Raw genomic sequence first — 13,463 nt, forward strand, 5'->3', positions numbered from 1 at the left:
GGGTGGATGGGTCCCGCTACCGCAGGGGCGGCTGCACCGGGTCCCTTGATCGGGTAGCCGCGTCGCATCGCCCAGTGCCATGGGCAGGTCGCGCAGGGGTGCGGGTGTCTCCCCGGGTCACGGCCTACGGATCACCGGCACGGGGGCTCGTTCCCCGGCCACGCGTCCGCGAGTTCGCGGCCTCCGGTCTCCACTCCGTGCCGGGCGGTCCCAGCGGTGGCCGGTCTCCTCGGAAGCGCGCAGCGCAGGGCGGACCGAGGACGGTTCACCCGGTGCCAGACGCGTGCGCGCGCAGCACCTGGAGGGCGGTGTCCAGTGCCCGTGCCAGCTTCTCGACCGACCGGGACGCCTGCATGAGCACGAGACCTCCCTGCACGATGGACAGCAGGGATGCCGCAAGCAGCCGCGCGTCCGTATCCGGCGCAAGGTCCCCGTTGCGGCGCATGGTGTCGATCCCGCGTGCCAGCGCGTCGCCCCACGCGTCGAACCCTGCCTCCATCAATTGCGCGGCGGCGGGATCGCTCTGCGCCATCTGTGCGACCAGTGAGCCCAGCGGGCACCCTCCGGCCCCGCCGCGAGCCGAATGCACCGCGATCAAGTGGGCGCGCCACCGCTGCCACGCCTCCCAGGAGTCCAGTGCGTTGAGCTCGGGGCCCTGGTCGTCCAGTGCCTGCCTGACCTGCCGTTCCACGACGGCCCTCAGCAACTCGGCCCGTCCGTCGGGGAAGTAGTGGGTGATCTGGCCATGGCTGGTGGAGCTCGCCGCCCGGACGTCGTTGATCCCCACCGACGTGAGGCCGCGCTCATAGATCAGCTTCGCAGCCGCGTCGACGATGCGGGATCGAGTAGCAGTTCCCTTCGCGGTCCACCGTTCGGACTCCACGCGGCGTCACCTCCCGTGCCGTGGTCCAGTCTACCGACTTTTTTGGTGTTGCCATCCCAGAATCACGGCGGTACGTTTTCTGGGTAGGTTGACCCAGAAAACCTGAGGAGCAGTCATGCTCACGATCGACGTGCACACGCACTTCCTGCCGCAGCCCTACATCGACACCCTGATTCGCCATGGCATCAACTGGACCGGCGGAGTCGACCTCGCGCCGTGGACCCCGGAGGCCCACCTCCGCTTCATGGACGACTGGGGGATCGATGTCGGGGTGCTGTCCTGCCTGGCCGAGACCGGGGTCTACTTCGGAGACCAGCGGGAAGCCAACGAACTGGCCAGGAATGTCAACGACATCGGCGCCGACGTCGTCCGGCGCCATCCGAAGCGTTTCGGTGTGTTCGGCGCGGTTCCGCTGCCGGACGTGGACGCCGCCCTGGCCGAAGTGGACCACATCTACGACGACCTCGGCCTCGACGGGGTGTACCTGGTGTCGCAGGTGGACGGGGCCTACGTGGGTGACCCGAAGTGGGAGCCGGTTTACGCCGCCCTCGACAGGCGGGAAGCCACCGTCCTGCTCCACCCGGTCGAGCCGAAGCAGACCCCGGAACTGCCCTGGCAGCACTGGATAGGCGAGTACGTGTTCGACACCACGCGCGTCTTCATGACGCTCGTCTTCAACGGTGTGCTGGACCGCTACCCGCGCATCAACTGGATTCTGTCGCACGGCGGCGGCGCGGTGCCCTACCTCGGTCACCGACTCGCCGCCGCGCCCCGTGTCGTCGAGGCCTACCAGGAACTCGTCCGCCGCCCGATCCCCGCATACCTGCGTTCGGTCTACTACGACGTCGCAGTGGCTGATTCCCAGGTCCAGGTCAATACGATGGTCGACGCCGTCGGCACGGACCGCATGCTCTTCGGAACCGACTGGATCTACGCCGACAAACTGTTCGACCACACGCGGACCGGAGAGCACGACCTGACACAACTGCTCGGCGCCGGCGCCGCGCGTCGCGTCGCGGGGGACAACGCGCTGCGCATCCTTCCCCGCCTCGCGGAACGCCTCGCGGAACGCCTCGCGGAACGCCTCGAATCCGACCGGGGCTGACGCAGTCACCGCATTCGGCGAAGTCCCGCCTGGGCAGGCCCACTCTCGCCATGGCAGGCGGGGCTCCGAAGCCGACGCCGCGGTCCGCCGGGGCGGACGCATCGACGCGGTGCTCCTGGGCCCCACGGCGCCCAGGAGCGCCGGCTGTGAGCCGTCCACCAAGAGCCGCTTCACGCCCCTGGCGCCCTGAAGGGTGCTCCGGAGGCAGCGAGCCAGGCTTCTTCTCCCGTCCGGGGTTACCTCTCCGTGCACCGAGGTGGCAATGCACTCCTCCCACTCCAAGCGACGCCGCCCTCCAGAACGCGTCGAAGACCACGATGTCCCGCGGCAGGAGGCACCTCCTCATCCCGTGAGCCCCACGATCACACTCCCCGCAAGACGCAGGGCACCAGCAGCCGGCTCGATCCTCACCGCCCTCTACGTGGTGGCGGCTGTCGTGGGAGCGGTCAGGGGCACGAGCGCAGCCACCCGGTGCGCCGCGCTGCTGCCGGCCATCGTCTCCGCGGTGCGCATTGCCCTGGCCGGCCGACGCCTGCGACGGTCCCGCGGCCCGCTCGGTCCCCGGCGCCGGTCGATCGCCGCAGTTCCTTCTCCGCGAGGTGCCCCGCGCCGCCCGACGTCGAACGGTGAGCCGTCGCCGTCCGCCACATCGAGAAGGAGATACCGGCTCCCTTGTCAGAGGCGGCCCTCGCAACGCTGTGCCCGTCAGGATGCAGACCCCGACGAGGGGGACTGACCCTTGCGCCGTCGTCATCCCCCGGGCCGACTGCGGACGAACAGGTTCGTGGCGTCCTTCCTGCCCAGTGCCGGTGAGGGCTTGGACCCGGTGGCGTACTCGACGAAGGCGACTTCGAGCACATCCTCCAGCGGCTGGACGACGAGTAGTTGTCATACGTCCGCCGCGTGGAGGTCCGGGTCTTCCGGCGCGCGCACCGATGCCGGGCTACGGGCCTTCCGGTCCCGGCCGGTAGTTCGGATTCGGCCGGAAGTCGCCGTAGATCTTCCCCCGTGTGTTGACCTGCCAGGCTCCGATGATGGCCTCAGGGGGCACGTCCCCGTTCGGATCGTCGACCATGTCCCGTCGATCTCGTAGACCCAGCCTCCCGGATCGGCCCTGGCCTCCTCGACCAACTCCGGATGACGGTCGCCGTCACCGAAGTCGACCGGACCCGCCGCGGGCTCTCGCTCGCCCGGCGGCAGGGGCCCTCGGACAACTCGCGCTGAGGTATGACCCCTCCGCGGTCACCCTTCCGCCTCACGCCGAACCAGCGGTGGCCGGTCGAGGATCTCGACGTACACGATCCGCCCGTGCACGACGTCCAGGTTCACCATGCCGCTGGACGGCAGGAGCGGCAGCCGCACTCACCGGTCGACAAGGCGCCCAAGAGCAGTCGATCTTGGGCGAATCACGTGGTACGTTCTGTCACCAGTGAACTGAATAGAGTGACCCCGGCAGCGCGCCAACGCTCCGGGGTCCGGCACAAGGAGCCAAACCTCCCCATGCAGATCCATCGTAGCCGCCATACGCGCGGTTTCACGGTCCTGCCCAACACGGCGCTGCAAGACCGGCGGCTGTCGTACACCGCGCGCGGCCTGCTGGCCGACCTCCTCTCCCGCCCCGACGGCTGGCGCGAGGACGGCCGCCGCATGGCCGACACCAGCCCCCAGGGCCGCCTGGCCGTGGCGAAGGCCCTGCGCGAGCTGACCGCCTTCGGCTACTACCGCGTCGAGCGGGTGCGCCGCCCGGACGGCACCTTCGTCAGCCAGGCCCACGTGTACGACTCCCCGCAGGTGGGACCGGGTGCCGTACGTCCGGGCTCCGGTCGGCCGGCGGCCGATGACCGCGGCGCCAACCCCGTAAAGGACCGTGGGAAAGAACCCACCCTCCCCGCACAGCGGGGCCTCCCGTCCGCGCCCCTCGCCCAGACCGAGGCCCAGGCCGAGCCGTCGGACGCGACGGGCACCGAGGCGGCGGCCCTGCTCCACCGTGTGACCGCGGCGGAACCGCGGCTGCGCCTCGGCCCGGCAGAGGCCATGACGCTCGCGCCCCTGGTGGCGCCTTGGCTGGAGCGCGGCTTCGGCCCGCGTGACCTCGCCCCCGCCCTGCTCAGCGGCCTGCCCGAACGGGTCCACAGCGCGTCGGCCTTCCTGCGCGACCGCCTCACCCGCAAGCTGCCCCCGCCGCCGGAGCCGATCACCGCGCCGCCGCCGCAGCCCCGCTGGCACGAGTGCGGCAGTTGCGCGCGACCGAGCCCGTACGAAGGCATCTGCCGCACCTGCGCAGGAGTGGGCGCCCCACCGCCCGACCCCGTCGACGAGCGCGCCCGTACCGCCGCCCGGGGCCGGGCCCTGGTCCGCGCCGCCCTCGACAGCCGCCCGGGCGCGCTGACCGGCGCAAGCGCCTGACGTCCGCTCGGTACGCTCCTACGACGGCGCAACGGCCGCCTTCACGGATTGCAGGCGCCGGGGGGACGCCACATGCAGGAACGTTCGGCGGAACGCGAACCGGTGGCCCCGTTACGCGCTCGTCAAATATCCGCAAAGCCACAGGCTGTTCATGCTGGATCAGCCGGATTTGGCCTCAGCCGGGCGCACGGCCGGAGTAGTCAACTCCAACTGCCGTGCCTAGCCTGTCCCGCGCACATCCTGTGAAATCTCTGTGGGGGGACCGCGTGAAACACAGTCCGAATCGCCGTGCCACGGTGCTGACCGCAGTCGTCGGCGTGGCGATGGGCCTCGCGCTCGCCGGGGTCGGCACCGTCCCGGCGCAGGCAGACGACCAGCCGGTCATCGCCCTTCGGCAGATCGCGCCGGTCGCGGTTTCCCCGGCCACCCTGGCCGGGGTGTCGAAGACCGCGATGCCCTACCTCTCGTTCACGACCACGGCGAAGAGCCTGAGCACCAGCGCCACGCTGACGATCGACGTGACGCAGCTCTCCAAGATCGCGAACGTGACGTTCTCGGACAACTGCACGGTGGTCCAGCACGTCGCCAGCTGCGGGGAGTCGTTCTACTACGACGACCTGACCGGTGTCGGCACGATCGGCGCCGAGACCCAGATGACCGTGAGGGCGAAGGCCGGCGCTCCCGTCGGATCGTCCGCCGCGTACACGATCGGCGGCACCGCGGACGACGCGTCGATCGTCGGCGGCCAGGGCACGGTCGAGATCGGCGGCCCGGCCTTCGACCAGGCCCAGCCGGCGAACCTGTCCGATCTCGCGGTCGGGTCGACCGTCAACAAGCCGGTGCGCTTCACCAACATCGGGGACCGCGCCGCCGACGGCACGCAGGTGCTGCTGTGGGCGTCCCCCGGGATCGGATTCGCCAAGCACTTCGGCAACTGCGAGTACAGCGCCGACGAGGGCCCCATGGTGGCGGAGATGGCGCTGTGCACCATCCCCGGACAGGTGCTGCCGGGAGAGAAGGCCGCGCTCGCGCCGGCCGTCCGGCTGAACGTCGAGTCGACCGCTTACTACACCTACCTGGACTCGATGATCGCGCCGGCCGGTGATCCGGGCATCCAGCAGTCCGCTTCAGGGCACCAGTGGACCCAGGGCACCGGCGGCCAGCTGACGCTGAGGACCATCACGCCGGGAACCGCCAACGACGCGCCGTCCGGCGTCGTGTCGCTCTCGGAGCGCGGTACGCACGGCGACTACCGGATCACCAACCTGCAGGCCGCCAACACGGCGGACTTCTCGGTGTCCGGCGCGAGCGCCACCGCAGCCCAGGGCGACACCGTCACGCTGGACTTCGCCATGACCAACAACGGTCCCGCGACCATCTTCTACCGCAGCGGCGACATCGTCGGCACCGTCGACGTCCAACTGCCGCCGGGCACGTCGCCCGTCGGCTCCTCCGCCAACTGCCGAGAGCAGGGCAGTGGGTACCGCTGCTCGAACCAGAGCATCGTCTCGACGGCCGGCACTGTCACGGACTTCTCCCTCACCCTGCGCGTCGATCAGGTGATCCCTGGCGCCCAGGGCTCCGTCTCCATGGACTGGAGCCCGGGTGGGCAGCCGGCGTTCGACACGAACCCGTCGGACGACACGGCCGCACTCACCGTCAACTGACCCGTCCTCGCCTCCTCCCAATCGCGCAGCTCAGGACACTCGTCATGGAGGTTCGTAGCCGGCTGGAAGCCGACCCGGGATCACGGACGGGTTCCGGCACGGACGGGGCGGCGAGGTGGGGCTGCGTTCGGCGCCCGCCGACGCCCCGGTCAGACGGAGGGCTTACGGTCCGAGGAGGGCCAGATGTAGGGGAGGTCGGTCGGGGTGTCGGGGAAGTAGCGGCGGTAGTGCTCCGGGGCCCGGGTGACGAGGGCCGAGCGGTGGCTGAGGTGGAAGGCCGGGTCGCCGAGCCAGGGCGGGAGGTCGCCGTCCTCGGCGAGTTCGGCGGCGGTGCGGATGGAGCGGGTGGCGCGCGCCCGGGCCGGCAGGTCGTGCCGCAGGGTGTCCGCGCAGGTGTCGGCCCGCCCCGCGGCGGTCCACACCCGGCAGATCTCCAACCCATAGCGCACCAGGGCCTCCTCGTACCCGGCCCACATGTGCACCGCGGGGTGGTGGCGCCAGCCGTACCCGGGCACGGTCAGGCCCCGCAGCACCTGGATGGCCTCGACCCGCTGCTTGCCGAGGCGGCGCGGGTCGAGCACGCCCGCCGTGGCCGCGAAGTCCGGGTAGGGGAGGAATGTCTGCACCCGGTACGAGTAACCGCCCGGGCCCGCCGAACGCCCGCGACACGCCAGGCGCCGCCCCAGCGCCGCCCGAGCGCCTCCCCCGGGGCGTACCGTCCGAGGATGGACCGTGTCGACGTGCCGCGGGTGCTGGTGATCGGGCTCGATCCGTACCGGGTGCCCGGGCCGTGGGACCCGGAGCCGGCGGCACGGGCGATCCGGGCGGGGCTGGCGGAGTTCGACGCGCACGGCGTGGGCGTGCGCACGTGCCTCATCGGGCTCGACGGCAGCGATGACGTCGGCGCGGTGGTCGGGGAGGCGCTGCGCGCGCATCCGTGGGAGTGCGTCACCGTCGGCGGCGGCCTGCGGCACTCCGACGAGCAGGTCGAACTCCTGGAGCAGGTCGTCAACTTGATTAGGCGTTACGCACCCGCCGCGGCCATCGCCTTCAACCGCACCCCGGACACGACCTACGAGGCCGCGGCCCGCTGGATCGGGTGACGCCGGGGGCGGCGGGCCGACGGTGCGCACGGCCTCAGGGGAAGAGGGTGGAGCCGAGGGGGCGGTGGGGGGTGAAGCCGGGGAGGATCAGGAAGGTCCCGGTCGCGGTCGTGGTGGTGAAGGCGAGCAGCGCGTCGGAGTCGTCCATGCGGGCCAGGGTGCTGGTGAAGGTCCGCAACTCGTTCTGGAAGCTGATGAAGAGCAGGCCGGCGGCGGGCGCGTCGGTGCTGTAGGAGCGGCGCAGCATCAGGCCGGCGCCCACCGCGTTGGCGTTGGCGCGGCGGACGTGGGCGTCGGCGGGGATGAGGTAGCGCCCGTCGGGGGTCTTGGCGCCCAGCGACGGGTCGGCGGTGATGGCGCCGCCGGACAGCGGGGCGCCTGAGGTGCGGCGGCGGCCGAACACCGCTTCCTGCTCGGCGACGGACAGCGCGGCGAACCGCGGCAGGTCCAGTGCCATCCGCCGCACCACCGCGATGGTGCCGCCCGCGACCTGGGACGGGCCGGCCAGCCACAGGTTGCGCTGCTGCGCCTCGGCGGTGTGGGGCCCCACGATCCCGTCGATGAAGCCGAGCAGGTTGCGCGGCGCGGTGAGGGACGTGCCGACGGGGATGTTCGCGCCGCGGTGCGCGGACTGGCGCCAGCGTTCGCTCAGGCGGCCGCCGGCCTGGTCCAGCAGCGCGGTGGCGGCGACCGCGGGCAGCAGGGCGTCGCTCGCGCAGATCTGGAGCAGCAGGTCGCCACCGCGGGCACCGGCGGCGACCCGCTCGCGGGAGAAGCGGGGCAGGTCGGTGCCGCCGGGCAGGGCCGCGCCGGCCGTGCGGACCAGCCGGGGGCCGACGCCGACCGTCACGGTGAGGTCGCCCGGGGGCAGGCCGAGCAGCCGGGCGTCGGTGCCGGCGGTCAACGCGGCGACGGCGCAGCCGAGTTCGGCCAGCAGCGGGCCGGGGTCGGCCGCGGCGGTGAGGTCGGCGACCACGGCGAGCAGGTTGCCCTGGGCGGGCTGCGGGAGGGTGATGCCCGCCTGGTGAGTGCCGGTGGCCGGTACGGGCGCCGGGGTGGTAGCGGACGCGGTCTGGGCGTCCGGCGGTTCGGCGTCGTCGGACGCCCGGCCGGAACCGGAGTGGCCGGCGTCCGAGGTGCACCCCGCGGTGAGCCCGAGCGCCACCATCGCCCCGGTGGCGTCGAGGAACCTGCGGCGTGACGGCTGGTGATCGGGCGGGCGCATGATGTGCAGGGTGCCATACCCGCCGCCGCCGCGCCCGCCGATGTCCCAACGACTGCGGCGCCCGTTCACACACCGTCAATTCCGCTATCTCCGCGATGCGTTGACGGCCCATGCCAGACTGAGCGCATGCCTCGATTAGCTCTTCGCGTGGCCGCGGCGCTGCTGGGCGGCACCCTGGCACTCCTCGCCGGTTGCAGCAGCGGCGGTGCCCATGGCGGCGGTTCCACGGGCAAGGGCAAGAGCAGCGGCAAGAGCGCGCCCCAGGGCAGGCGGCCCGCCGGCGCGCACGTCGCGATCCACGTACCGGCCGACGCCCCGACGATCTCGGACGCGGTGTCCCTGGCCCGCTCCGGCGACCTGGTCCTGGTCTCCCCCGGCGTCTACCACGAGTCGGTGCGCATCGACACCGCGCGCGTCACGCTGCGCGGGGAGAACCGGCAGAAGGTCGTCATCGACGGCCGGTTGCAGCAGGCCAACGGCGTCGTCGTGGCCGCGCCCGGGGTCGCGGTGGAGAACCTCACCGTGGAGAACAACACGCAGAACGGGGTGCTGGTCACCGGTTCCGCGCGGGCGGTGGCGGGGCTGCCCGGCCAGAGCGGCGGCTACGACACCGGCGACGAACCGGTGAAGTTCCTCAGCTCCTTCCTGGTCTCCTACGTGACCGCGACCCGCAACGGGCTCTACGGCATCTACGCCTTCTCCGCGCAGAACGGCGTGATCGAGCACTCCTACGCCTCGGGCGGCGCCGACTCCGGGATCTACGTCGGGCAGTGCAAGCCGTGCCAGGTCGTCGTACGGGACAACGTCGCCGAGCTCAACGCGGTCGGCTACGAGGGCACCAACGCCAGCGGCGAGATGTACGTGGTGGGCAACCGCCTCGTCGGCAACCGGGTCGGCCTGACCACGGACTCCGACCACCAGGAGAAGCTGCTCCCGCAGCGCGGCGCCGTCGTGGCGGGGAACCTGATCGCGGACAACCAGCAGCCGGGCACACCCGAACAGGCCGACGGCGGCTGGGGGATCGGCATCGGCGTGGACGGCGGCAGCGGCAACCAGTTCGTCCGCAACCGGATCACCGGCAACGCCGACGCCGGGCTGGTGATCACCGCGACCGCCGACCTGCCGCCGAACGGCAACCGGATCACGGACAACACGTTCACCGGCAACGGCCTCGACGTGGGCTGGACGTTCCCCAACGCCACCCGGGGGCAGGGCAACTGCCTGCGCGGCAACACCCTGCACACGACCGTGCCCGCGCGGATCGCGACCACGGCGTCCTGTCCGCTGCCGGCCGAGTCCGCGACCCCGTACGGCACATGGCAGGCGCCGACGGCGCCCGCGGGCATCCCGTTCACCGAGGTGGCCGCGCCCGGCCCGCAGCCGCAGTTCCCGCACGCCACCACCGCGGGCGCCACCGTCGTACCGGCCGTGCCGGCGCTGCCGACCACCGCGGACATCCCGCTGCCGCCCCTGTCGCTGCTCGCCACCGGGGCGCGGGTCCAGGCCGGATAGCCCGGACGTAGCCGCTCAACTCGACGCCTAAGACGCCGCGTTCGGGGTCACCAGGCGACGAAGGAACGAGGCGACGAAGGCACGACGCTACGAGGACGGCGTCGGTGTGACCCCGGGCAGCGGTCGCACCGCGACGTAAGGGTGCGTGTCGAAGTCGACGACCACCGGCTGCGGTTCGGACGCCAGGTCCGCCCGCACCCGGTACATCGTCCCGTCCGAGCCGACCCAGTACCGTACGGCGCCCGAAGTGCCGGACGCCGACGCGGACTTCGGGCCGGACATGACGACGACCCGGTGGCCGCGCACCTCGTCCTGGCCGAGGCGGGCGGCGCCGTTCTGGGGGAGCAGCTCCGCGTTGTCGGGCCGGTCGCTGCCGAGGCCGAGCGCGATGGTCAGCGCGCTGTCCAGCGAGCTGCCGGCCGTCGTCACCGGGCGGCGGTACCAGCCGGAGGTCGGCGGCGAACTCGGCGCCGTAGCAGGGGCGTTCGTCATGGGCAGGATGAGGACGGCGGTGGACGACCACTCGATCAGGCCGTCGCTGGAGGTGTCGCGGCCGGTGCCGCGCACCACCCCGTAGCCGACCTTCGCGCGGTAGTCGACGGCCCCGGTGACGGTGAGCCCGCCGCCGGTGCTCGGCACGGTGATCGTCAACGCGCGGCCGCCCGCCTGGTAGTTGCGGAAGCGGGTGATCGCCAGCCGGTTCGCCTCGTCCGCGGTCAGCGCGCGCCGGCCGGAGTCACCGCTCTTGCCGCCGCCACCACCGCCGCCACCACCGCCGACCAGGACGAAAGCGGCCGTCCCGGCCGCCACCAGGGCGAGCGCGGCGGCCGCCCAGCGTAACCGCGGCCGTCGGCGGCGGGCCGCCGTACCCCGCGGGAGACCTCGGCTGCTCCGCAAGCTCCTCACGCGGCGCGATGCTAACAGGAACCGGAAACCGGGCCATGGAGACTCAGCGTTTCCAGGACATGACGGTGCGTCAACTTGTAGCGTGGCCTGTGAGATCACTGTGGCGGCGCCGACCGTCGGCACCGACCTGGGGACGACCAAAGGGAATGCCATGCCATTACACAGGCTGGTGCGGGTGGGGCTGTCCGGCCTCCTGCTTCTGGGCACCGCCACCGGCGCAGTCGTGACGGGCGCCGGCACCGCCGGCGCCTCGACCTCCGACGGCACACTGACCGTCGAGGTGCTGCGGGACTTCCTCGGCACCGGCGTGATCAACGCCACCACCGACGTACCGCAGCGGGGCATGAAAGTCGACGTGGCCGACGCCTCCGGCCACCATGTCACCGGGACCACGGACGCGACCGGGAAGGTCGTGGTGGCGCCGTCGTCCAAGCTGACCGGCGGCCGCTACCGCGTGGACGTCAGCGTCCCGTCACCGTACAGCGACTACCTCCAGGCGGCGCCCGCCTCGACCGCGGCGAACCACTTCGACAGCTTCACCAGCTTCGTGGACCTCACCGGCGGCAAGGACGCCTCGGTCATCACCGGAGTCTGGGACGCGGCCGACTACACGCTGCCGGACTCCCGCTACTTCGTGCCGGTCCAGAACGGCGCGGGCGGCACCGACACCCAGGCGCTGGTGTCCTTCGGCACCACCGCGCGGGGCACCTGCCCCACCGACTCCTCCTGCCCGACCACCCTGGACACGCAGTCCGAGGTCGGCACCACCTACGGGCTGGCGTACGACCGGTACCGCGGCCGGCTCTTCCAGAGCTCGTTCGCCCGCCGCTACGCCCCGTACGGGCCCGACGGCGGCAACGCGATCTACACCGTGCCGGTCGACGGCGGCAGCGCGCAGCTCTTCGCGAAGGTGCCCGGCGCCGCCGTGACGCCCCACGACAGCAGCAACATGATCAAGGACGCCGGGTTCACCCAGGCGCCGGGCAAGGAGAGCATCGGCGGGCTGGCCCTGTCGGAGGACGGCTCCACGCTCTACGCGGTCAACCTGCTGACCCGCACCCTGGTGAGCTTCGACGCGACCGGCAGCACCGCGGGCGCGCCCGAGGCGACGGTGCCGATCCCGGACCCGGGCTGCGCCGGCGCCGGCGACTGGCGGCCGTTCGCCCTCGCCGTCCGCGACAACACGCTGTACGTCGGCGGCGTGTGCGACGCGGAGAGCACCCAGCAGCGCTCCGACCTGAAGGCGGTCGTCACCCGTTACGACGGCAAGCGGTTCTCCACGGTGCTGACGCAACCGCTCGACGCCGAGCGCGGGAAGGTCTTCGTCGGCGTCCAGACCGACGCGTCCACCCACTGGAACCCGTGGAACACCGACCTGGCCAGCTGGGACCAGCGGGCGGCGTCGGGCACCACCTTCATCGACCCGCAGCCGGAGCTGTCCGGCCTGGCCTTCGCCAACGACGGCTCCATGGTGCTGGGCTTCCGCGACCGGTTCATGGACGTGCTCAGCGCGAAGGGCCTGGACCCGCGGCCGCTGAACAACACGGCGGAGTTCGGCATGTCCGGCGGCGACATCGACATGGCGTGCGCCGACGGCTCCGGCGGGTACGCCTGGGAAGGCACCGGCGACTGCCCCAACCACGCCACCGCCGCCAACGACGACAACGAGGACAGCGGCGTCGTGGAGTACTTCCCCGGTGACTACTTCGCCGGCGGGCACCAGGAGACCGCGCTCGGGGCCGTCGCCCACATCGCGCGCGAACAGTCCGTCGTCAGCACCGAGTTCGACCCGGCGACCCACGTCGAGACGGCCGGCACCGGCTACTACGACCTGACCACGGGGCTCGGCCCGGGCAACGACACCAGCGCCAACGCCTACCAGTTCGTCGGCCAGGAGGAGAACGGCTTCGGCAAGGCGGGCGGCCTCGGCGACATCGCGTACGCCACGGCGAACGCGCCGATCCAGATCGGCAACGTGGTCTGGTACGACGGCGACCACAACGGCATCCAGGACGCCGGCCAGGTGCTGCTGCCGGGCGCGACGATCAACCTGCTCGACGCCCAGGGCAAGCAGGTCGCCACGACCACGACCGACGCCGACGGCGAGTACTACTTCGGCGGGGCCGACGCGGACTACCAGTTGACGCCGGGCGCCAAGTACACCGTGGAGTTCGACGTCTGCACCGCCGACACCAGCGACGTGCCGGGCACTCCCGGGGCCGCCGAACTGCGCTTCACCCTCCCGAAGGCCGGCTCCGACCGGGCCCACGACTCCAACGTGGTCCCGCCCACCAGCGGCAAGCTGTGCGACGGCACCGCGCCGGTGACCGCGCCGGCGAAGGCCGGGGGCGTCGACCACACCATCGACGCGGGTGTCTACATCCCGTCGAAGACGCCGCCGCCGACCTCACCGCCGCCGACGTCCTCCGCTCCCACCTCCGCGCCCACCACGGGCCCGGCGCCCTCCAACCCGGCCCAGCAGGCCTCCGGTTCGGGCACCCTCGCGGACACCGGCCTGTCCGGTGTCGCGGAGATCCTGGCGGTCGTCGCCCTCCTGGTGGGCTCGGGCGCGGTGTTCGCCTATGTGAGCCGCAAGCGCCGCATCACCCACTGATCCCTGAACCCCTCGACCGCCGCGGGGGCGGTGCGCACATAA

Annotated in this window: 10 protein-coding genes; 6 read left to right on the top strand and 4 right to left on the bottom strand. The window is 72.2% G+C overall.

The features are described 5' to 3' along the window. Window positions 1–265: 265 nt before the first annotated feature. Window positions 266–883, bottom strand: a complete 618-nt coding sequence (locus WA788_RS29265; protein ID WP_335982358.1) for a TetR/AcrR family transcriptional regulator — start codon at window positions 881–883, stop codon at window positions 266–268. A 115-nt stretch (window positions 884–998) separates the two neighbouring features. Here WA788_RS29265 and WA788_RS29270 point away from each other — a divergent pair, with 115 nt between their 5' ends. From WA788_RS29270 to WA788_RS29280, 3 genes are all read left to right on the top strand, one after another. Further along, on the top strand, window positions 999–1,988 hold the full coding sequence (locus WA788_RS29270; protein ID WP_335982360.1) for an amidohydrolase family protein: 990 nt from the start codon (window positions 999–1,001) through the stop codon (window positions 1,986–1,988). Window positions 1,989–3,488: 1,500 nt separating this feature from the next. After that, complete coding sequence (locus WA788_RS29275; protein ID WP_335982362.1) at window positions 3,489–4,394, top strand: hypothetical protein; 906 nt, start codon at window positions 3,489–3,491, stop codon at window positions 4,392–4,394. A gap of 296 nt (window positions 4,395–4,690) precedes the next feature. Then, a complete protein-coding gene (locus WA788_RS29280) occupies window positions 4,691–6,061 on the top strand; it encodes a hypothetical protein (protein WP_335982364.1) in 1,371 nt (456 codons plus the stop codon). A 149-nt stretch (window positions 6,062–6,210) separates the two neighbouring features. Here WA788_RS29280 and WA788_RS29285 read toward each other — a convergent pair whose 3' ends face one another. Continuing rightward, entirely contained in the window at window positions 6,211–6,687 is a 477-nt protein-coding gene (locus tag WA788_RS29285) for an MSMEG_6728 family protein (protein WP_335982366.1), read from the bottom strand. A 99-nt stretch (window positions 6,688–6,786) separates the two neighbouring features. Here WA788_RS29285 and WA788_RS29290 point away from each other — a divergent pair, with 99 nt between their 5' ends. Beyond that, entirely contained in the window at window positions 6,787–7,164 is a 378-nt protein-coding gene (locus WA788_RS29290; protein ID WP_335982368.1) for a hypothetical protein, read from the top strand. 34 nt (window positions 7,165–7,198) lie between these two features. Here WA788_RS29290 and WA788_RS29295 read toward each other — a convergent pair whose 3' ends face one another. Further along, entirely contained in the window at window positions 7,199–8,389 is a 1,191-nt protein-coding gene (locus tag WA788_RS29295) for a Dyp-type peroxidase (RefSeq protein WP_335982370.1), read from the bottom strand. A 126-nt stretch (window positions 8,390–8,515) separates the two neighbouring features. Between WA788_RS29295 and WA788_RS29300 the strand changes: the two genes are divergently transcribed. Beyond that, the gene (locus tag WA788_RS29300) at window positions 8,516–9,901 is read left to right on the top strand and encodes a right-handed parallel beta-helix repeat-containing protein (protein ID WP_335982372.1); all 1,386 of its coding nucleotides are present in this window, start codon (window positions 8,516–8,518) and stop codon (window positions 9,899–9,901) included. Window positions 9,902–9,988: 87 nt separating this feature from the next. On the opposite strand, the gene WA788_RS29305 is transcribed toward WA788_RS29300, so the two are convergent. Beyond that, on the bottom strand, window positions 9,989–10,714 hold the full coding sequence (locus tag WA788_RS29305) for a hypothetical protein (protein ID WP_443034113.1): 726 nt from the start codon (window positions 10,712–10,714) through the stop codon (window positions 9,989–9,991). Between the two features lie 244 nt (window positions 10,715–10,958). Between WA788_RS29305 and WA788_RS29310 the strand changes: the two genes are divergently transcribed. After that, window positions 10,959–13,421 (top strand): SdrD B-like domain-containing protein, encoded by a 2,463-nt coding sequence (locus WA788_RS29310; protein ID WP_335982375.1) that lies wholly within the window; start codon window positions 10,959–10,961, stop codon window positions 13,419–13,421. The last annotated feature ends 42 nt before the right edge of the window (window positions 13,422–13,463 follow it).

The sequence above is a fragment of the Streptomyces sp. CA2R106 genome (assembly GCF_037034245.1).
Classification (GTDB): Bacteria; Actinomycetota; Actinomycetes; order Streptomycetales; family Streptomycetaceae; genus Actinacidiphila.